This window comes from Extensimonas vulgaris (assembly GCF_003337425.1).
Taxonomy (GTDB): Bacteria; Pseudomonadota; Gammaproteobacteria; order Burkholderiales; family Burkholderiaceae_C; genus Extensimonas; species Extensimonas vulgaris.
In genome coordinates this window covers 114,344-133,352 of sequence record NZ_QPJU01000007.1, presented here as the reverse complement: position 1 = coordinate 133,352, position 19,009 = coordinate 114,344, and the positions used below count along the sequence as shown (strand labels likewise).

General features: G+C 65.5%; 18 protein-coding genes. 11 read left to right on the top strand and 7 right to left on the bottom strand.

Features of this window, described 5'->3' with window-relative positions:
- The first annotated feature begins 135 nt into the window (after positions 1-135).
- Genes DFR45_RS10860 through DFR45_RS10850 form a run of 3 tightly spaced genes read left to right on the top strand, consistent with a single transcriptional unit; the run spans position 136 to position 3,133 of the window.
- Positions 136-1,545, top strand: a complete 1,410-nt coding sequence (locus DFR45_RS10860) for a c-type cytochrome (RefSeq protein WP_114483760.1) — start codon at positions 136-138, stop codon at positions 1,543-1,545.
- 4 nt (positions 1,546-1,549) lie between these two features.
- Complete coding sequence (locus DFR45_RS10855; protein ID WP_114483759.1) at positions 1,550-2,770, top strand: hypothetical protein; 1,221 nt, start codon at positions 1,550-1,552, stop codon at positions 2,768-2,770.
- Positions 2,771-2,785: 15 nt separating this feature from the next.
- The gene (locus tag DFR45_RS10850) at positions 2,786-3,133 is read left to right on the top strand and encodes a c-type cytochrome (RefSeq protein ID WP_114483758.1); all 348 of its coding nucleotides are present in this window, start codon (positions 2,786-2,788) and stop codon (positions 3,131-3,133) included.
- A gap of 197 nt (positions 3,134-3,330) precedes the next feature.
- Here DFR45_RS10850 and DFR45_RS10845 read toward each other — a convergent pair whose 3' ends face one another.
- From DFR45_RS10845 to mutL, 3 genes are read right to left on the bottom strand one after another with little or no spacing between them, the layout of a single operon-like run.
- Entirely contained in the window at positions 3,331-4,761 is a 1,431-nt protein-coding gene (locus DFR45_RS10845; RefSeq protein ID WP_114483757.1) for a sensor histidine kinase, read from the bottom strand.
- Positions 4,762-4,768: 7 nt separating this feature from the next.
- Positions 4,769-5,440 carry a response regulator gene (locus DFR45_RS10840; protein ID WP_114483756.1) on the bottom strand — a complete coding sequence of 224 codons (672 nt, stop codon included), beginning with the start codon at positions 5,438-5,440 and terminating at the stop codon, positions 4,769-4,771.
- Between the two features lie 25 nt (positions 5,441-5,465).
- The gene (gene mutL / locus DFR45_RS10835) at positions 5,466-7,481 is read right to left on the bottom strand and encodes a DNA mismatch repair endonuclease MutL (protein ID WP_114483755.1); all 2,016 of its coding nucleotides are present in this window, start codon (positions 7,479-7,481) and stop codon (positions 5,466-5,468) included.
- A gap of 109 nt (positions 7,482-7,590) precedes the next feature.
- Here mutL and DFR45_RS10830 point away from each other — a divergent pair, with 109 nt between their 5' ends.
- Both DFR45_RS10830 and DFR45_RS10825 read left to right on the top strand, forming a co-directional pair.
- Positions 7,591-8,235: a DedA family protein gene (locus DFR45_RS10830; protein WP_114483754.1), complete on the top strand. Its 645-nt coding sequence runs from the start codon at positions 7,591-7,593 to the stop codon at positions 8,233-8,235.
- A 23-nt stretch (positions 8,236-8,258) separates the two neighbouring features.
- Entirely contained in the window at positions 8,259-9,065 is an 807-nt protein-coding gene (locus DFR45_RS10825) for an alpha/beta hydrolase (protein WP_241659415.1), read from the top strand.
- A 245-nt stretch (positions 9,066-9,310) separates the two neighbouring features.
- Here the strand turns inward: DFR45_RS10825 and DFR45_RS10820 are convergent, their stop codons facing one another.
- The 4 genes from DFR45_RS10820 to DFR45_RS10805 form a co-directional block, all read right to left on the bottom strand.
- Positions 9,311-9,766, bottom strand: a complete 456-nt coding sequence (locus DFR45_RS10820) for a type II toxin-antitoxin system VapC family toxin (RefSeq protein WP_174564690.1) — start codon at positions 9,764-9,766, stop codon at positions 9,311-9,313.
- Entirely contained in the window at positions 9,766-10,017 is a 252-nt protein-coding gene (locus DFR45_RS10815; RefSeq protein ID WP_114483753.1) for a type II toxin-antitoxin system Phd/YefM family antitoxin, read from the bottom strand. The genes DFR45_RS10820 and DFR45_RS10815 overlap by 1 nt, the downstream gene beginning before the upstream one ends.
- Before the next feature lie 70 nt (positions 10,018-10,087).
- Entirely contained in the window at positions 10,088-10,504 is a 417-nt protein-coding gene (gloA, locus tag DFR45_RS10810; protein WP_114483752.1) for a lactoylglutathione lyase, read from the bottom strand.
- A gap of 393 nt (positions 10,505-10,897) precedes the next feature.
- Positions 10,898-11,236, bottom strand: a complete 339-nt coding sequence (locus DFR45_RS10805; protein ID WP_114483787.1) for an ArsR/SmtB family transcription factor — start codon at positions 11,234-11,236, stop codon at positions 10,898-10,900.
- Positions 11,237-11,368: 132 nt separating this feature from the next.
- Here DFR45_RS10805 and DFR45_RS10800 point away from each other — a divergent pair, with 132 nt between their 5' ends.
- The 6 genes from DFR45_RS10800 to DFR45_RS10775 are packed head-to-tail and all read left to right on the top strand — an operon-like array spanning position 11,369 to position 19,009.
- Complete coding sequence (locus tag DFR45_RS10800; protein WP_114483751.1) at positions 11,369-12,451, top strand: efflux RND transporter periplasmic adaptor subunit; 1,083 nt, start codon at positions 11,369-11,371, stop codon at positions 12,449-12,451.
- A gap of 14 nt (positions 12,452-12,465) precedes the next feature.
- Positions 12,466-15,756, top strand: coding sequence for an efflux RND transporter permease subunit (locus DFR45_RS10795; protein WP_114483750.1), 3,291 nt, complete (start codon positions 12,466-12,468; stop codon positions 15,754-15,756).
- Positions 15,753-15,962 carry a YgaP family membrane protein gene (locus tag DFR45_RS10790; protein WP_114483749.1) on the top strand — a complete coding sequence of 70 codons (210 nt, stop codon included), beginning with the start codon at positions 15,753-15,755 and terminating at the stop codon, positions 15,960-15,962. The genes DFR45_RS10795 and DFR45_RS10790 overlap by 4 nt, the downstream gene beginning before the upstream one ends.
- A gap of 13 nt (positions 15,963-15,975) precedes the next feature.
- Positions 15,976-17,346, top strand: a complete 1,371-nt coding sequence (locus DFR45_RS10785) for a TolC family outer membrane protein (RefSeq protein ID WP_338324293.1) — start codon at positions 15,976-15,978, stop codon at positions 17,344-17,346.
- A 34-nt stretch (positions 17,347-17,380) separates the two neighbouring features.
- A complete protein-coding gene (locus DFR45_RS10780) occupies positions 17,381-18,652 on the top strand; it encodes an NAD(P)/FAD-dependent oxidoreductase (RefSeq protein ID WP_114483747.1) in 1,272 nt (423 codons plus the stop codon).
- Positions 18,653-18,679: 27 nt separating this feature from the next.
- Positions 18,680-19,009, top strand: a complete 330-nt coding sequence (locus DFR45_RS10775) for a rhodanese-like domain-containing protein (protein ID WP_114483746.1) — start codon at positions 18,680-18,682, stop codon at positions 19,007-19,009.

Here is a 19,009-nt window from a genome sequence, read left to right as displayed (position 1 = left end):
TGGGCCTTGGGTTACACCCAGGGTGCAGCCGCAGCCTCTGCGCCTCCATCCTCCACCCCAACCAAGTCCGCTCCCGTGCCATGCTGTTTACAGCAGCCACGCACCTGAGCGGACACCTACTTCAAGGAGAAACGTATGGACATGCTCGGCATGTATCCGACGTTCTATGTCCCGGCCATTGGCACGGCCTGGGTCATGGGCATCATTGGCGTGATTCACGTCCTTGCTTCCCACACGTCGGTCGGCGCGTCATTTTTGTTCGCGCTGCTGGAAACCAAAGCCTACCGTGAGAACAAGCCGCAACTGCTGGACTTCGTGCGCAAGTACGGCATGTTCCTGCTGGTGTTTTCGTACATCATCGGCTCCATCACCGGGCCCGGCATCTGGTATGCGATTACTGTGGCCAGCCCGCGCGGCGTGAGCGGCCTGATCCACAACTTCGTTTGGGTCTGGGCGGCTGAATGGGTGTACTTCACCGTGGAGGTGATCGGCGTCTATGCGCTGGTCTATCTGATCGGCAAAGTGGACGCAAAAACCCACCTGAAGCTCAGCTGGTCTTTCGCGCTTGCTTCATGGGCCACGATGTTGCTGATCGTCGGCATCCTGTCCTTCATGATGTGGCCGGGGCATGAGAACTGGTACCAGACGGGATCGACCAACGATGCCTTCTACAACATCAACTTCTTTGCGCACCTGGGCACGCGCACGGGTTCGATGTTCGTGATGGCCACGGTGGTGGGCCTGATGGTGGCCAGCCGCATCAAAGACATGCAATTGCGACGCAGCGTCGTGCGCTTCCTCACCCCGATCGGGCTGGTGGGAGGGCTGTTTGCGGTGATGATGTTCCTCTACTACCTGCAGACGCTGCCGAGCAACGCGGTCGTGATGCTCAACGCCTACTTGCTGCCATCGTATGCGCAGGGCATGGTTGCGGTGTTCGTGGTCGCTACCCTGTGGCTGCTCTTCGCATGGTGGCAGCCGCAGCACATCTACACCTCCCTGGCCGTGGTGCTGTTCGTTTTCATTGCACTGGTGGGGGTCTGGCCGGAAGAGCGCATGCGCGAATCCATGCGCAAGCCTTACGTGGCCGGGCAATATATCTACGGCAATCAGGTCATCGCGCGCGATGTCCCTGGAAAAGGCATCGCGGGCGAGGTGGACAGGATTGCCGAGAAGGGGCTGCTCAAACTGCATCCCTTCATGCCCGAGCGGCTGCGCGTGATCGACGACAGCAATCGGCTCGAAGCCGGAAGGCTGCTGACCCAGGTGGCCTGCGCCAATTGCCATGCCCTGGAGCGCGGGGCACCGCTGCGCAACATCCCGGACAAATTCCACGGCGCAACCGACGAGGACCTGATCGCGGCCTATCTCGAAGGCCCTCTCAAATTCGGCATGCAGCCCTACATGCCGCGCATCGACCTGCCGCCGGAGGAGGTTCGCGCCATCGCACACTATCTGGCCACGGTCAACAGCGGTCAGAACGTGGATCGCCTGATTGCCGAGCGGCGACAGGCGGCTGCCAAAGTGGCTATGCAAAAGGAGTGACGCCATGGACATCGGAACCGTCATGAACACCATGCGCGACCCGGCAGGGGTACCCGCGCATCCGGTGCTGTTTCAAGGCTTGATGATCATCACCTGGGTATTGCACATCGCCTTCGTCCACTTGACGCTGGGCGCCGCGGGCATGGCCATCTACGCGTTCTACCGGCGCGACAGCTCGCCCTACTGGGAACGCCTGTCGATGGCCCTGACCAAGGTCGCCAAAGTCGGAGTCTCGCTGCTGATCGTGCTGGGGGTGGCGCCTTTGCTGTTCACACAGGTCATTTACGACCCGCAGTGGTATGTCTCGAACGTGCTTTCGGGGCGCTGGGCGATTGCCTTCATCTTCACGCTCATCGTCGCCTATTGCTGCTGGTTCGCGTTCTATTACGCAAACCATGAAGGAGCAAAAAAGCGCGTGGGCTTCTACGCCTGGATCGCTCTGGCTCTGTTCTGCCTCGATGGGCTCATCATGCACGCGCTGTCATACCAAGCGCTGCTGCCGGGGCAGTGGATGAACTGGTACGCACCTGGCGGGGTGGTGGACAGCAGCGGCTCGGCACTGCACGCCATCCAGTGGCCGCGCTATGTGTTCATCATGAGCCTGTCTGTGCCAGCGGTGGGCGTTTTCCTGATCGCCTACGACCACTACTTTGCCGCGCGTGCCGATCGTGAGTCCGAATACCGGGCCTTTGCGAGAGGCTTGGGGCAACGACTGGCCGCAGGGGGATATGCCCTTGCCGCGCTGCTGATGGTAGTGTGGCAGCTCACGCAGCCGGGAAAATCCGGGCTGATGGTGCATCCGCTGGGCTGGGTGCTCGTCCTGGGCCTGGCCATCATGGCCGTGTGGATGAAACGTCTGAAGACCACCGCCCATGGCTATTGGCCGGTGCTGGGCGGTCTGGGCGTGCTCGCTTTGCTCGCTCTGTGGCGCGAGATCGTGCGCATCGCCCACCTCAAGCCATTTGGCTACGACATCACCACCTACACGGTACATGTCGATTGGCCTTCTACCCTGCTGTTCTTCTCCACGTTCATCGGCGTGGGCGGATTGGTGGGCGGCTTCTATCTCACTCTGCTGTACCGCTCCGGTCGCGTGCAGGGACTTTACACCGCCGAACGCACCGTGGCCCGCCTGGGTTCGGGTGCCGTCTTCATTCTGGGGCTCTGGATCGCCGTGTTTTTCACCTACGGCATCGTGATCTGGGTGCGCAACAGTTTTGTCTGATTCAGGAGATTCAACATGAAGAAAATGATCCGTCTGGGGCTGGCCGCACTCTGGCTGGCATCCGCCTGGGCACAGGCCCAACCTTCCGGCAATCAGGCGCCCGACGTGGGTGCGGGACAAAAACGTGCAGCCGTATGCTTCGCATGCCACAACGCCGATGGCATCTCGAAAATCCCCGGCACCCCGCATCTGGCAGGCCAGGAGCGCAGTTATCTGGAAAATGCCCTGCGCGCCTACCGGGATGGCCAGACGCGGCAGAACCCCACGATGAACCCCATGGCCAAACCGCTGTCCGATCGCGACATCGTGAACATTGCGGCCTACTACAGCTCACTTGCACGTTCGGGGCAGGGACAAAAGTAGCGGGTAAGTGAGCGACCCATTGCATCCCTTTGCGGCAAGGATGCCGGGTCGTTGCGGTGGGGCCTGTCGCGTGGCATGCCCCACCGCAACGCGTTGCAGTCAGGCGCCCGCGCGCTCTGGGCGGAGTTGCCGAGGCGGTCTCGGCGCCATGGTCATTTCTGCGCAGAAAGCATGGCCGATCCCCAAGTGTCAGAACCTCACTGGGCTGGCGCCAGTTTCAGCACGGCCTCGAGTCCGGAAGTTTGTCCAACGGGCGGCGACACCAGCACGAGCCGCCCGCCCTGGCGCTCGGCGATGGTTTGCACGATCGAGAGGCCCAGGCCGTAGCCCGGCACGCGCACGCCATGCGCATCGGGCGATGCGGTGCCGCAGGCCGCTTGGCCGCGCTGGTGGCGCTGCAGCAACTGGGCGATCTGCGCGGGCGCCATGCCCGGCCCCTGGTCGCGCACGCAGCAGCGCGCGGGTGCGCACACCTCGAGCACGATGGGACCCGCGGGGGCGTAGCGCTGGGCGTTTTCGACGAGGTTGCGCAGCGCGATCGCGAGCGCGTCGAAGTCGCCGCGCACCCAGACGTCGGTGTGTTCTGGCAGCACCAGCTGCAGGCGCTGCAGCAGGCGCGCGTCGGCGGCCCAGAATTCCTGCGCGACCACGGCGGCGAGCTGGCCGAGGTTGACGCGCTCTTGCGCAAGCGCCGCGCCCGATTCGGCGCGCGAGAGCTGCAGCAGTTTTTCGCAGCGGCGGCTCAGGCGCTCGAGCGCGGCAAGGGATTGCTGTAGCGGTGCCTGCGCGCTGCCTGCTGGCAGCTGGTCGAGTGCGGTCTGCAAGTGCAGGCGCACGGTGGCGAGCGGCGTGCGCAGCTCGTGCGCGGCGTTCGCGGCCAGCGCGCGCTCGGTGTCGAGCGCGTCCGCGAGGCGCTGCAACAGATGGTTGGCGCTGCGTGCAATGGTCTGCAGCTCACTCGGCAAGTCTTGCTCGGGCAGCGGTGCGAGGTGGCGCCCGTCGCGCTGCTGCAGCTCGCGCGCGAGCCGCCCGGCCGGCGCCAGGGTGCGGCGCGTGATGGCGCGGATCAGCAGCGCGTAGGCAGGCAGCAGCACGAGCAAAGGCAGCAGCAGTCCGGCCAAGGTCTCGTTGCGTGCGGCGCGGCGGTATTCGAGCGTGTCGGCCACGTGGATGAACATGGGCATGTCCGGGTGCGCGAGGGTGTAGATGCGCAAGCCCTGGGCGGTGGCAAAGCCCGTGCGCAGCGGCACTGGCAGGGCGCTGTGCGGCGCGTCGGACGAGCGCAGCAGCAATTCGTTGCGCTCGTTCACCACCTGGTAAAACATGACGCTCGGGCCGGCGTTGCCGAGGTGCAGGTGCGGCACTTCCTCACGAAACAAGGTGCCGTCGCGCTGGCTCGGCAGGCGGTGGTTGCGCGCGTCGTGCGAGGCCAAATCGAGCAGGCGCTCGCCGCTTTGCATGAGCCCGGCGTCGAGCTGCGCCTCGAGCTCGTGCTGCATATACCAGCCCACGGCGATGCTGGTGGCAAGCCACAGCAGCCCCGTCCAGGGCAGCAGCGCGCGTGTGAGCGCCCATGAAAGGCTGCGCGTGCGCCGCCCCTGGTTCAGGTGGGCTTTCTTGATCTCCATGCCATCTTCAATCGGGCGCCGCCCCCAATTGCAGCCGGTAGCCCAGGCCGCGCAGCGTCTGGATGCGCGCGCGCCCGATCTTGCGCCGCAGGTTGCTGATGAACACTTCAAGCGTGTTGCTGCTCGCGTCGCCGTCCAGGCCGTAGAGCGCGCCTTGCAGGCTTTCGCGCGTGTGGATGCGCTCTGGGCGCTGCGCGAGCACGCGCAGCAGCGCCCATTCCTTGGCCGTGAGCTCCACCGGCTGTCCGTCGCGCAGCACCTGGTGGCGGCCCAGGTCGATCTCCAGCCCCGGCATGCGCAGCACCGCGCTGTGCGTACCACTGATGCGCCGTTCCACGGCGCGCAGGCGCGCGAGCAGCTCTTGCGGGTCGAAGGGCTTGACCAGGTAGTCGTCGGCGCCGGCGTCCAGGCCGCGGATGCGGTCGGTGATCTGGTCGCGCGCCGTGAGCATGAGCACGGGGCTGTCGGGCAGCTGGCGGCGCAGCAGCGGCAGCAGCGTGAGTCCTTCGCCGTCGGGCAGTTGCCAGTCGAGCAGCACCGCGTCCCAGTGCGCAAGCGGCAGCAGGGCGCGCGCCTGAGCCAGGCTGGGCGCGCATTGGCCGATGAAACCCTGGCCCGCAAGAAAATCGAGCAGGGCGTGTGCGAGCGGTGCGTCGTCTTCGATCAGCAGGAGGTGCATGGGAACCTGTTCAGGGTCTTTCGGCTCAACGCCCGCGCAAAAACAGCGCATCGAGCTCGCGCAGCGTGAGCTGGCGCCAGGTCGGGCGGCCGTGGTTGCACTGGTCGGAGCGCTCGGTCACTTCCATCTGGCGCAGCAGTGCGTTCATTTCGGGGATGCTGAGGCGCCGGTTCGCACGCACGGCACCGTGGCAGGCCATGGTGGCCAGCAGCTCGTCGTGGGCACGCTGCACCACGCCGCTCTGGCCGTGCGCCGCAACCTCGGCGAGCACGCTGCGCGCGAGCGCCACGGGCTCGGCCTGCGCGAGCACGGCGGGCACCGCGCGCACCGCGAGCGTCTTGGGCGAAAACGGCGTCACTTCGAGCCCCAGCGTAGCGAGCAGTTCGAAGGCTTCTTCCGCAGTGGCGACTTCCTCGGGCGTGGCCGCGAACGTGGCCGGGATCAGCAGCGGCTGGCTCGCGATGCGCGCGCCCGGGGTGGCCTGCGCCTTCAGGCGTTCATAGACGATGCGCTCGTGCGCCGCGTGCATGTCGACGAGCACCAGGCCTTGCGCGTTTTCGGCCAGGATGTAGATGCCGTGCAGCTGCGCGATGGCCTGGCCCAGCGGCATGGGCACGTCGGCATGCTGCGCGGGATCGCTAGGGGCGACGGCGGCAGGTTGTGCCGGTGGTGGCGCGGAAGCCATGCCGAACGAAGCGGTACGCTCTTGCACGCCCAGGGGCGGCCGTGCCAAGGCATCTGCGGCGTCGCCCGCGTAGGCACCGGCGGCCTGCGCTGGCGCGACGCCTGGCCTTGCCGGCGCCGGCGCCGGCGCCGGGGCAGAGGAGGGCGGCGGCCCCCACAGCGCTGCGAGGTCATGCACGCGGTGGCCCGCTCTTTCCTCAAATTGCATAGCTGCTTGCGCTTGCCATGCCTTGGTTTGTGGCCAATTTTGCTCTGAATCGCCGCCGCCCGATGGGCGCAGCTGCAGCGCGCTCGGCATGAGGTTTGCGCCCTGCCTGGCGAGCAGGGCGGCGCGCGGCGCGGCGAGCGCATCTTCGATCGCGTGGCGCACGGCCTGGTGCACTTCGCGGCTGTCGCGAAAGCGCACCTCGATTTTCGTCGGGTGCACGTTGACATCGACGCGCGCCGGGTCTATCTCGACGTAGAGCGCGTAAATCGGTTGCTTTTGCCCATGCAGCACGTCTTCATAAGCACTGCGCGCCGCGTGCGTGAGCACCTTGTCGCGCACGAAGCGGCCATTGACGTAGCCGTATTGCTGATCGCCGCGCGCGCGCGCCGCGTCGGGCAGGCCCGCGCGCCCCGTCACCGTGACGCGGCCCGCCTGGTGGTGCACGGCCACGGACTGCGTCACGAAGTCGCTGCCGAGCACGTCGGCCAGGCGCCGCTCGAGCGCGTCGGGGGAGGGCGGCGCACCCGGCGTCCAGGTGGCGCGCCACTGCTCGACGAGCTTGCCCTCGTGCCAGATCGCAAAGCCCACGTCGGGCCGCGCGAGCGCATGGCGGCGCACGGCCTCTATGCAGTGGGCGAGCTCGGTCGCGTCGGACTTGAGGAACTTGCGCCGCGCAGGCGTGGAGAAAAACAGCTCCTTGACTTCCACCGTCGTGCCCACGCCGCGCGCCGCCGGGCGCAGCTCGCCGCTGCGCGCGTCGAGCAAAAACGCGCTCGGCTGCTCGGGTGGGCGCGACAGCAGCGCCAGCTCCGACACCGAGGCGATGGCCGCGAGCGCCTCGCCACGAAAACCCATGGTCGCCACGGTTTCGAGCTCATGCAGGCTCGCGATCTTGCTCGTCGCGTGGCGGCGCAGGGCAATCGCGAGTTCGTCGCGCGCGATGCCGCTGCCGTCGTCCTCCACGGCGATCAGGCGCACGCCGCCCGCGAGCAGGCGCACCGTGATTTGCGTGGCGCCGGCGTCGAGCGCGTTGTCCACGAGTTCGCGCACCACCGAGGCCGGGCGCTCCACCACCTCACCCGCGGCAATCTGGCTGATGAGCTCGTCGGGCAGTTCACGGATAGGGCGGCGGATCACAGAAGCAGGCATGGGGCAAGGCAGCAGCCCGCGGCGCGGGCGGGGCTGGGCAGGGGAAGAATCAGGGGAATTTCGAGGCTGGGGATAATACCGTTCCCGCCTTCCTCTCGCCGAAAGCACCATGGAGCTTGTGACCTTCCTGATCGACTTCGTCCTGCACGTGGACAAATACCTCGAGATGTTCGTGCAGAACTACGGCCTATGGGTCTATGCGCTGCTCTTTTTGATAGTGTTCGTCGAGACGGGCCTGGTCGTCATGCCGTTTTTGCCCGGCGACTCGCTGCTCTTCATGGTCGGCGCGCTGAGCGGTGCGGGCCTCATGGGCTTTGCGCCGGCCTGCGCGGTGTTGCTGCTTGCCGCGGTGCTCGGCGACCAATGCAACTATGCGATCGGGCGCTACGTCGGCCCCAAGGTGTTCCAGTGGGAGGATTCGCGCTGGTTCAACCGCCGCGCCTTCCTGCAGGCGCACGAGTTTTACGAGCGCTACGGCGGCATCACCATCGTGCTCGCGCGCTTCATGCCCTTCATTCGCACGTTCGCGCCTTTCGTCGCGGGCGTGGCGCACATGGGGCGCGGCAAATTCAGCGCGTACAACGTGGGCGGCGCGCTTTTGTGGGTGTTGGGTATCTGCACGGCAGGCTACTTCTTCGGCAACCTGCCCTGGGTGCGCCTGCACCTCGAAAAGATCATCTGGGCCTTGATCCTGGTGCCGGGGCTGCTCGCCATCTTCGGCACCTGGCGCGCGGGGCGCGGGGCCAAGGCGTGATACGTTTTTGCTCGGAACTCACCATGCAAGCACTTTGTTTTTTGCGCAATGGAACGCGCTGGGCCTGGGGACTGTTCATCGTTTGCCTTGGACTGCTTGGTGCGCCCTTGGCGGCAGAGGCCGGCACCATGTTCAAGCTGCCCACACGCGGGGGCGTCGTCACCACCTTGTTCTGGGAACCTGCCGCGAATGCCAAAGCCACGCTTTTGCTCTTTCCGGGCGGTGGCGGCGGCTTTGGCAAGGTCGAGGAGGGCAGGGCCACCAGCGGGAACTTCCTCGTGCGCTCGGCGCCATTGTTCGTCGCCAAGGGCTTCAACGTCGCGATCTTCGGGCGCCCCAGCGACTTGCGCGAGCTCGATTACACCGACCGCACCAGCGAAGCGCACATGGCCGATGTGCGCAAAGTGCTCGACTTCATCAAAACCCGCTCCGATGCCCCGGTATGGCTCGTGGGCACCAGCCGCGGCACCATTTCTGCGACGGCGGCAGCGATTCACCTGCAAGGAGAGGTTGCAGGTCTGGTGCTGACGTCCAGCGTCGTCAGCTACAACAAACCCGGCGCCGTCCCCAAACAAGACCTGGCCGCGATCAAAGTGCCCGTGCTGGTGCTGCACCACGAAAAAGATGCCTGCCCGCTGTGTCGCCCCTACGAAGTGCCAGCGATTCTGCGCGGGCTCAAAAACGCGAGCGTGAAAAAGCTCGTCATGGTGCAAGGCGGCGAAAACCCGACGGGCGACCCCTGCGAAGCTTTCCACTGGCACGGCTTCATCGGCATGGAGCAGGAGGCCGTGGACATCATCACCGACTGGATAGCGCGTCCGGTGGAATGACAGGCCGTTGAAAAAGTCCAGGCGCTGAACGCCGTTAAACCCAGATTGTCCATTAGGCGGCGCTGCGCACCTACGTGGGCGCTGGCGGACGTCTGCCGGTCATTTTGGCCGCGGCTTCGTCGTTCATGGCACCGGCCATGCACTCCTCAGCCGCGACCAAACTGCCTCGCCAGCCGCCTCGCCATCATCCCGCGTCCTAATGAACAATCTGGGTTAAAAAATCGACGCATCAGAAGCAGGATGGTTTACGACTGCGTTCGTGCGGGCGAGTCCATCATGCTGCGCTCCCACGGGTTCAGGATGGCCACCCTGGTAGGCCGAAAGTCGGCCACGTTGCGGGTGGCCACGGTCATGCCGTGCACCAGAGCTGTGGCGGCAATCAGTGCATCGCGCTCGTTGCGCCTGTCGGGGACATGCAGCCGGGCGCTGCGCTGCGCCACGGCCGTATCGACGGGCAGTGTCCGTGCGGCAAATTCCGGCAGCACATGCCGCTCCAGCCAGGAGCGCAACAGCGCCCCTTGGGCTACGTCCTTGCGTTCCATGGCCAAAACGCCGAGCTCCAGCTCCATGATGGTGATAGCGGATATGAACAGATCCGCCGCATCCACACTTTGCGCCCAGGCCGCAACATTCGGGTCCGCCTTGCCGGCGCGAACCTTTCGCAGCTCGGACACCACATTCGTGTCGAGAACGTACATCATCAAAACCCAGCCGACTGGGGCTCGATGGTCACTTGCTGCGGTTCGAACTCGATGTCCGCTACATCCGGCATGGCCAATGCATCGGCAATGTTGCGGCGTTGATGTGTGAGCCGTTGGTATTCCTCCATGCTCAACAGTACGTGCGCAGGCTTGCCTCGGTCCGTGATGAAAACAGGGCCGTTCTGGGCCGCCTTCTTTGCGCGCGAAACATCCTGGTTCAGCTCACGGCTGGAGAGGGTTGTAATAGTCATGGCGGTACCTTCGTCGGAAAATTGTAGTAATGTTACTACAATTCATCTGACGCCCAGCGCAGAGAGAATGTCAGCGCAACCCCTGACCGCTCTTGCTGTCGTCAGCGCGCTCGATGAGCTCGATTTTGTAGCCGTCGGGGTCGGTGACGAAAGCGATCACCGTAGTGCCACCCTTGACCGGCCCGGGCTCGCGTGTGACCTGGCCGCCGGCCGCGCGGATGCGCTCGCACGCCGCATAGACGTCAGGCACGCCGATGGCGATATGGCCATAGGCGTTGCCATGGTCGTAGCTTTCGACGCCCCAGTTGTAGGTGAGCTCGATCTCGGCCTGCGCCGGGTTGCCTCCCTCGTAGCCTAGAAAAGCGAGGGAATATTTGTACTCAGGGTTCTCCGAGGTGCGCAGCAGTTGCATGCCCAGCACCTTGGTGTAGAACTCGATGGAGCGCTCAAGATTGCCGACGCGCAGCATGGTGTGAAGGATTCGCATGGTGTTTCTGTGTCCCTGGATAAAAAGATTGCTCGCATGGCGCAGCAGTACGCCGCAGCCCGAATGGTAGGCCCAAACCCAGTGTGGGTCGGCGGTTTTCTGAGGAAGGCCGCACTGTGAGGGGGCTTACCCATCTAGCAGCCTGTCGGACTTTGGAATCGTCGGCTGCGAATGCGCCGCAGCGGCCCATTTTTCACCGGCTTCTTGCCCCATAGCACCACTATGGGGCGGCGAATCCGGCAAAAACTGGTCTCGCTGGGGCGCATTCTCGCTTTCGACGCCCAAAGTCCGACAGGCTGCTAGTAAATACGATTTGTATTATGTTAAATATTAAAGCTGGCGCAAAGCAATCGCAAGTCTTGGTCTATCTATGTACCAGCTGCGCCCACTGAATCACCCCGCCCCCGTAAACATCGCATGCCGCTGTGCCGAGCGTTCAAGTTGTTGGGCGATGCTGCCGCAGACGAGGTCGCACAGCGCATAGACCGATTCGTCGGCGATGCGGTAGTAAACGCTGGTGCCGCGGCCTTCGCGGGTGACGAGGCCGTGTTTGGCCAACAGCGAGAGGTGGCGCGAGATGTTGGCGGCGGTGCAGTTGCAAAGTTGCGCAAGCTCGCCTACGCTGCGCTCGCCGTCATGCAAGATGTTCAAGATGCGCAGCCGGGTCGGCTCGGACAGCGCCTGGAAGTACGCTGCCACTTGGCCCAGGGCTTCGGGGGGGAGGTCTTTCATGGGCATGACAAGCTCTCGCAAATTTCGTGCAGACGCTATGATAAACTGTTTGCATATTTAGCTGATTAGTCAAATAATGCAAAGCTTGTCGCCCATGTGTTGGGTCGATGCTTGCTGGGCATGGAGGGTCGAATGCTGAAAACTCGTGATCTCGTCGCTGCGTGCGTGGTGTTCGGTGGGGCCGTCAACGTGGCCCTGGCCGCGCAGCCGGCTGCCTTGGCGACGTACCAAGTCCAGGCGCCGGCCCGGCACGGCCAGCGCGTCGGCGCCGAGGCAGTGGTCGAGGCGGTGCGCGATACGCAGGTGGCCGCGCAGGTGCAAGGCGCGGTGGTGGCGCTGCACGTGAAGGTCGGCGACAAGGTGCAGGCCGGGCAGGAGTTGCTGCGCATCGACGCGCGTGCGGCCAACCAGAATGCGGCGGCAAGCGCGGCCCAGGTGCAAGCCGCGCGTGCCCAGCTCGACGTGGCCGCCAAGGAGTACGAGCGGCAAAAGCAGCTTGCGCAAAAGCACTACATCAGCCAGGCCGCGCTCGACCGCGCCAAGGCCCAATGGGAGGCGGCGCAGGCGCAGGTGCAGGCTTTGCAGGCGCAGGCCGGCGCCGCGCAGACGCAGTCGGGGTTTTATGTGCTCAAGGCGCCCTACGCCGGCATCGTCAGCGAGGTGCCCGTGGTGTTGGGCGACATGGCCATGCCGGGGCGGCCGCTGGTGCGCGTGTATGACCCGTCCGCGCTGCGCGTGACGGCCACGGTGGCGCAGTCTGCCGCGGCGTCGCTCGCGCTGGCGTCGGCCGTCGAAGTGGACATTCCCGGCGCCAAGGTGGCGCGTCTAACGGTGCCGACCGCGCAGGTGCAGCGCTTTCCGGCGCTCGATGCGGCCACGCATACGGTGCAGCTGCGCGTGCCGCTGCCAGCGCAAGTGCAGGGCGCGCTGCCGGGCATGTTCGCGCGTGTGGCCTGGCAAGGTGCTGCCGATTCTGCAGCCCAGGCAGGTAAGGAAGCAGAGCAAGCCGTGGGCCCGCAATTTCTGGTGCCTGCAAACGCCATCGTGCGCCGCGCGGAGATGACGGGCGTGTACGTGCTCGACGCCCAAGGGCGGCCGCTGCTGCGCCAGGTGCGGCTGGGCTACAGCGACGGCACGCAGGTGGAAGTATTGAGCGGCCTGCGCGCCGGCGACAAGGTGGCCACCGATCCGCAAGCGGCGGCCAAGATGCGCTGAAAGGGTGCGCCGACATGAGCACTGAAACCCCCTCCTCGCTCGGAATCTCGGGCCGCATTGCTGCGCTTTTTCAGAGCGCGCAGATCACACCCTTGCTCGCGCTGGTGGCGTTTTTGCTCGGCGTTTTTGCCGTGCTCGTCACGCCGCGCGAGGAAGAGCCACAGATCAACGTCACCATGGCCAACGTGCTCATCCCCTTTCCGGGGGCGAGCGTGGCCGACGTGGAGCAGATGGTGGCGACGCCGGCCGAGCAGGTGCTCGCGCAAATGGTGGGCGTGGAGCATGTGAGCTCCGTTTCGCGCCCGGGCCTCGCAGTGCTCACGGTGCAGTTCAAGGTCGGCGTGGCGCGCATCGACGCGCTTGTGCGCCTGCACGACACCTTGCGCACGCACAGCGACTGGCTGCCGCGCGACCTGGGCGTGCTCGACCCCATCATCAAACCCAAGGGCATAGACGACGTGCCCATCGTCACGCTCACGCTCTACAGCAAAGACCCGGAACAAGGCGCTTTTGCGCTCGAGCGCGTGGCGCACAGCATGGAGGTCGAGCTCAAGCGCGTGCCCGGCACGCGCGAGGTGCAGACCGTGGGCGGCCCGGGGCGCGCAGTGCTCGTGCGGCTCGATCCGGCGCGCATGGCGGGTGCGGGCGTCACGGTGCAGGACCTGCGCGCGGCCCTGCTATCGGCCAACATGGGCTTGCCGGTGGGTGATCTGCTCAGCGCGAACCAGGCCGTGGCCGTGGAAGCCGGGCCGTTTTTGAGCACCGCGCGCGACGTGGCCGAGCTCGTGGTGGGCGTGCGCAATGGCAAGCCCGTATTCCTGCAAGACGTGGCCGAGGTGCGCGACGGCCCCCTGCCCCCAAGCCGCTACGTGTGGTATGGCTTGGCGCAAAAAGCCGGCGGCGGCGAATACCCGGCCGTGACCATCTCTATCACCAAGAAGCCCGGCGAGAACGCCATCAACGTGGCCGACGCCGTGATGCAGCGCGTGGGCCAGCTGCGCAACACCATCATCCCCGACGGTGTGCAGGTCGCTGAAACGCGCAACTACGGCGTCACGGCCAACGACAAGGCGCAGAAGCTGATCCAGAAGCTGCTCTTCGCCACGGTGTCGGTGGTGGTGCTGGTGTTTCTTGCGCTCGGGCGGCGCGAGGCCGCGATCGTCGGTACCGCCGTGGTGCTGACCTTGACCGTGACGCTGTTCGCCTCGTGGGCCTGGGGCTTCACGCTCAACCGCGTGTCGCTGTTCGCGCTAATTTTCTCGATCGGCATCCTGGTCGATGACGCGATCGTGGTGGTGGAAAACATCCACCGCCACCAGCAGCTGCACCCGGAAAAGACGCTCGCGCAGCTCATCCCTGGCGCCGTCGATGAAGTCGGCGGGCCGACCATCCTCGCCACGCTGACAGTGATCGCGGCGCTGCTGCCCATGGCCTTCGTCTCGGGCCTCATGGGGCCGTACATGAGCCCGATCCCGATCAACGCGAGCATGGGCATGCTGCTGTCGCTCTCGATCGCCTTCGCCGTCACGCCCTGGCTGTCGCGCCTGTGGATGAAGGCGCACCACGGCACGGGGCATGGGCAGGCGCATGGCGATGCGAACGCAGCAAAGCCGGTAGCGCAATCCCGCCTCACGGCACTGCTTGCGCCGGTGTTTGAGCGTATTTTCACGCCGCTGCTCGACGAGCGCAGCGGCAAGCGCAATCGGCGCCTGATGGGCCTGGGCGTCGCGCTGCTGATCGCCGTTTCGGTGGCGCTGCCCGTCACGGGGTTCGTGCTGCTCAAAATGCTGCCGCTCGACAACAAGTCCGAGTTCCAGGTCGTCGTCGATATGCCTGCGGGCACGCCGGTGGAGCAGACCGCCGCGGTGCTGCACGAGCTCGGTGCTTACCTGGCCACCGTGCCCGAGGTCACCGACTACCAGGCGTATGCGGGCACGGCGGCGCCGATCAACTTCAACGGTCTGGTGCGCCAGTATTACCTGCGCGCCGGTGGCGAGGTGGGCGACATTCAGGTGAACCTTGTGGACAAGCACGAGCGCAGCGACCAGAGCCACGTGATCGCGACGCGCGTGCGGCCCGCGCTGCAGCAGATCGGCAAGCGCTTTGGTGCGAACGTCAAAGTGGTCGAAGTGCCGCCCGGCCCGCCCGTGCTCTCGCCCATCGTGGCAGAAATCTACGGCCCCGAGGCGCAAGGCCGGCGCGAGATGGCGCGCGCCGTGCGCGCCGTGTTCGAGAAAACGCCCGATATCGTCGATGTGGATGACAGCAATATCGCGAGCGCGCCGCGCAAGCTCCTGCTCGTCGATCGGCGCAAGGCCGCCTTGCTGGGCATCCCGCAGCAAGCCATCGTGGGCACCTTGCGCGCCGGCCTTGCGGGTGCGGACACCACGTATTTGCACGACGCGAGCAAATACCCGGCGCCGATCATGCTGCAACTGCCCGATGAGCGCCAGGGCGACTTGAACGCGCTGCTGCAGCTCACGGTGCGCAACGCCAGCGGGCAGCTCGTGCCGCTGCGTGAATTGGTCACCGTGAGCGACACCTTGCGCGAGCAGCCCGTCTATCACAAAGACCTGCTGCCCATGAGCTACGTCGTCGGCGACATGGCGGGCAAGGTGGACAGCCCGCTCTACGGCATGTTCAAGATGCGCGCCGACATCGCGCGCCTGCCCACGCCCAGCGGCAGCCCGATGGTCGAATATTTCATCCGCCAGCCCGACGACGCGCTGCGCGACTACGCGCTCAAGTGGGATGGCGAGTGGCAGATCACCTACGAGACCTTCCGCGACATGGGCCTGGCCTACGCCGTGGGCCTAGTGCTGATCTACTTGCTCGTGGTGGCGCAGTTCGGCTCGTACCTGATGCCGCTGATCATCATGGCGCCGATTCCGCTGACCATCATCGGCGTGATGCCAGGGCACGCGCTGCTCGGCGCGCAATTCACGGCCACGAGCATGATCGGCATGATCGCGCTCGCGGGCATCATCGTGCGCAATTCGATCTTGCTCGTGGACTTCATCCACTTGCAAGAGCGCGCGGGCGTGCCGCTCAAGGACGCCATCGTGCAGGCGGCCATCATCCGCGCGCAGCCCATTTTGCTGACCGCGCTCGCCGCGATGATCGGGGCGTTTTTCATCCTCGACGACCCGATCTTCAACGGGCTTGCGATCTCACTGATCTTCGGCATCTTCGTTTCCACCCTGCTGACGCTGGTGGTGATCCCGACCCTGTATTACATGGCGTATCACCGCAAAGCCAAGGCGGATACTTCGTCAACCACTCACTCTGAAGGAGCATTCTCATGACCAGCTGGCAACTCGTGCGCGTGATCGCAGGCACATTCATTCTGCTTTCCCTGGCGCTCGGCATCCCGGGCAGCCCGATTTTCGTGAGCCAGTGGTGGCTCGCGTTCACGGCCTTCATTGGGCTCAACCTGCTGCAAAGCGGATTCACCAAGTGGTGCCTGATGGATTCCCTCCTGCGCAAGCTCGGCGTCCCGGGCGGCTGCTGAGCAGGAGATGCGCATGCGCATGAAGGCACTGCCCACCGCCGCCCTGCTGGCGTTGTGCGTCTCGGGCGCACATGCGGCCGATTTGTTGCAAGTCTGGCAGGCCGCGCGTGCGCACGATCCGCAAATGGCTGTGGCCGAAGCGGCGCGCGCCGCAGGCGCCACGCAGCGCGAGCAGGCGCGCGCGCTCTGGCGCCCGAACCTAGGCTTCAGCGGCGGTGTTGGACAGCGCACCGCGGATACGGACATCCGCGGCGCGCAATTTTCGGCGCCGGGTATGGGCACTTCGAACGGCGTGTCGTTCGGCACCTCGGTGCACAGCGGCACGGCCACGCAATGGGCCGTGAACGCACGCCAGCCCTTGATCCACGGTGAGCGCAGCGCGCAGAGCGCGCAGCTCGACATCGCCGCCTCCGCGGCCGAAATCGGCTGGCAGGCTGCGCAGCAGGACGTGATGCTGCGCACCGTACAGCGCTATTTCGATCTCGTGCTGGCCGAGCGCAAGCTCGCTCTGCTGCGCCAGCAGCAAACCGCCGTCGAGCACGCGCTGGCCGAAGCCAAGGAGCGCTACGCGCTCGGCGACACCCCCATCACCGACACGCACGAAGCCACGGCGCGCGCGCGCAGCCTGCAGGCGCAGGTGCTGGCCGCCGAAAGTGAATGGCAGCTCGCGCGCAATGCGCTGGCCGACGCCACAGGCCTAGGGCCGGACGCGCTGCAGGTGCTGGCGCCCGCAGCCGATGTCGCCCCCCCTGCCCTGCAGCCGCTGGACGAGTGGATCGCGCTCGCGCTTGCCAGCAACCCGCAGCTGCGCCTGCAGCAGGCGCAGGCGCAGGCGGCGCAGCAGGAAGTCAAAAAGTTCAGCGCCGCCTCCTCGCCCACGCTGGACCTGGTCGCGCAGGCGGGGCGTGACCGGCTGCAGGGCGACGGCAATTTCGGCGCGGGCAGCACCACGCAAAAGCAACACATGATCGGGCTGCAGCTCAATGTGCCGCTCTACACGGGCGGCATGCGCAGCGCCAAGCTCGAAGAAGCCCTGCGCCTCGAAGACAAGGCGCGTGCCGAGGTCGAACTCACGCGCCAGCAAGTCAGCCAGCAGACACGCGCAGCCTGGCTGGCCCTGCAGACCGCGCAGGCACGCGTGGCTGCGCTGGCCGAAGCCGTCACCGCGAGCGAGGCGCGCCTTGCCGCCACCCGGCTTGGGCGCGAAGTGGGCGACCGCACCACGCTGGATTTGCTCAACGCCGAAAACGACGCCGACGCCGCGCGCCTGGCTTGGCTGCAAGCACGCACGGAAACGCTGCAAAATCGGCTGCGCCTGCAGGCCCTGGCAGGCCAGCTCGATGAAGCCCAGTTACAGAGCGTGAACGCGCTGCTGCAGCATTGATCCACCCCGATTTTTTGCCCCAAGGAGACTCACAATGGCCCATATCGTCGTTCTCGGCGCCGGCACCGGTGGCATGCCTGCCGCCTACGAGCTGCGCGAACGCCTGGACAAAGCACACCAGATCACCGTGGTCAATGCGGTCGATTACTTCCAGTTCGTGCCCTCCAACCCCTGGGTGGGCGTGGGCTGGCGCAAACGCGACGCCATCACCTTTCCGATCCGCCCGCACCTCGAGAAAAAAGGCATAGGCTTCGTGGCCCAGCTGGTCACACGCATAGACGCCGAAGGCAATGCACTCGAATTTGCCAATGGCGAGCGCCTGGCCTATGACTACCTGGTCATCACCACCGGCCCCAAGCTCGCCTTCGACGAAGTGCCCGGCTCGGGTCCCGAGGGCCACACCCGCTCGATCTGCACGGTCGAACATGCCGAGCAGACCTGGGCCGACTACCAGGAATTCCTCCAAGACCCGGGGCCGGCCATCATAGGCGCCATGCCAGGCGCCTCGTGTTTCGGGCCGGCGTACGAGTTTTCATTCATCTTCAACAAAGACCTGCAGCGCCGCAAGCTGCGCAAGAAGGTGCCCATCACCTATGTCACGAGCGAGCCCTACATTGGCCACCTGGGGCTGGGTGGCGTGGGCGACTCCAAGCTGCTCATGGAAAGCGCCTTGCGCAGCAACGACATCAAGTGGATCACCAACGCCAAGGTCACGCGCGTGGAGCCGGGCAAGATGTTCGTCACCGAGCTCGACGAGAACGGCCAGGTGAAGAAGGAGCACGAGCTGCCCTTCAAGTTCAGCATGATGCTGCCGGCCTTCCGCGGCGTGGACGCCGTTGCGGCCGTGGAGGGGCTGTGCAATCCGCGCGGTTTCGTCATCATCGACGAATACCAGCGCAGCAAAAAGTACCGCAACATCTTTTCTGCCGGCGTCTGCGTGGCAATTCCGCCGGTCGAGGTCACGCCCGTGCCCACGGGTGCCCCCAAGACGGGCTACATGATCGAGACCATGGTCACCGCCATCGTGCACAACATCGCTGCCGACCTCGAAGGCAAAACCGGCACCGCCAAGGGCAGCTGGAACGCGATCTGCCTTGCCGACATGGGCGATACCGGGGCCGCCTTCGTTGCGCTGCCCCAGATCCCGCCGCGCAACACCAACTGGTTCAAAGTGGGCAAATGGGTGCACTGGTCCAAGATCGCGTTCGAGAAATACTTTCTCTACAAGATGAAAACCGGTAGCTCCGAGCCGATCTATGAGAAATACGTGCTCAAATTGATGGGCATCCACAGACTCGAACACTGACCGCAGCCTATTTCAGGAACAAACTTCATGAGCCCAACCCCTTGCGCGCCAACTGACGAAGACCGCCCCGACGCCCCGGGGCTCGAGCGCCTCGTGCTGCTCGACGTGCGCTCGCCCGGCGAATACGCGGCCGGCCATGTGCGCGGCGCCATCAACCTGCCGCTCGAGCGCTTCATGCAGGACATCGCCCAGGTCGCCCCCGACAAGGACGCGCCCGTCGTGCTGTATTGCGTCTCGGGTGCACGCTCTGGCATGGCCTGCGACGCCATGCGCCAGCTTGGCTACCGCCAGGCCATCAACGGCGGCTCGGCGGCAAACGTGGCCTTGCAGCTGCAAAGGCCCATAGAACGCGGTTGA

Bases quoted from the DNA above. Each gene is read 5' to 3' on its own strand.
- DFR45_RS10860 (WP_114483760.1), top strand. From the start codon at position 136: ATGGACATGCTCGGCATGTATCCGACGTTCTATGTCCCGGCCATTGGC.
- DFR45_RS10855 (WP_114483759.1), top strand. From the start codon at position 1,550: ATGGACATCGGAACCGTCATGAACACCATGCGCGACCCGGCAGGGGTA.
- DFR45_RS10850 (WP_114483758.1), top strand. From the start codon at position 2,786: ATGAAGAAAATGATCCGTCTGGGGCTGGCCGCACTCTGGCTGGCATCC.
- DFR45_RS10845 (WP_114483757.1), bottom strand. From the start codon at position 4,761: ATGGAGATCAAGAAAGCCCACCTGAACCAGGGGCGGCGCACGCGCAGC.
- DFR45_RS10840 (WP_114483756.1), bottom strand. From the start codon at position 5,440: ATGCACCTCCTGCTGATCGAAGACGACGCACCGCTCGCACACGCCCTG.
- mutL (WP_114483755.1), bottom strand. From the start codon at position 7,481: ATGCCTGCTTCTGTGATCCGCCGCCCTATCCGTGAACTGCCCGACGAG.
- DFR45_RS10830 (WP_114483754.1), top strand. From the start codon at position 7,591: ATGGAGCTTGTGACCTTCCTGATCGACTTCGTCCTGCACGTGGACAAA.
- DFR45_RS10825 (WP_241659415.1), top strand. From the start codon at position 8,259: ATGCAAGCACTTTGTTTTTTGCGCAATGGAACGCGCTGGGCCTGGGGA.
- DFR45_RS10820 (WP_174564690.1), bottom strand. From the start codon at position 9,766: ATGATGTACGTTCTCGACACGAATGTGGTGTCCGAGCTGCGAAAGGTT.
- DFR45_RS10815 (WP_114483753.1), bottom strand. From the start codon at position 10,017: ATGACTATTACAACCCTCTCCAGCCGTGAGCTGAACCAGGATGTTTCG.
- gloA (WP_114483752.1), bottom strand. From the start codon at position 10,504: ATGCGAATCCTTCACACCATGCTGCGCGTCGGCAATCTTGAGCGCTCC.
- DFR45_RS10805 (WP_114483787.1), bottom strand. From the start codon at position 11,236: ATGAAAGACCTCCCCCCCGAAGCCCTGGGCCAAGTGGCAGCGTACTTC.
- DFR45_RS10800 (WP_114483751.1), top strand. From the start codon at position 11,369: ATGCTGAAAACTCGTGATCTCGTCGCTGCGTGCGTGGTGTTCGGTGGG.
- DFR45_RS10795 (WP_114483750.1), top strand. From the start codon at position 12,466: ATGAGCACTGAAACCCCCTCCTCGCTCGGAATCTCGGGCCGCATTGCT.
- DFR45_RS10790 (WP_114483749.1), top strand. From the start codon at position 15,753: ATGACCAGCTGGCAACTCGTGCGCGTGATCGCAGGCACATTCATTCTG.
- DFR45_RS10785 (WP_338324293.1), top strand. From the start codon at position 15,976: ATGCGCATGAAGGCACTGCCCACCGCCGCCCTGCTGGCGTTGTGCGTC.
- DFR45_RS10780 (WP_114483747.1), top strand. From the start codon at position 17,381: ATGGCCCATATCGTCGTTCTCGGCGCCGGCACCGGTGGCATGCCTGCC.
- DFR45_RS10775 (WP_114483746.1), top strand. From the start codon at position 18,680: ATGAGCCCAACCCCTTGCGCGCCAACTGACGAAGACCGCCCCGACGCC.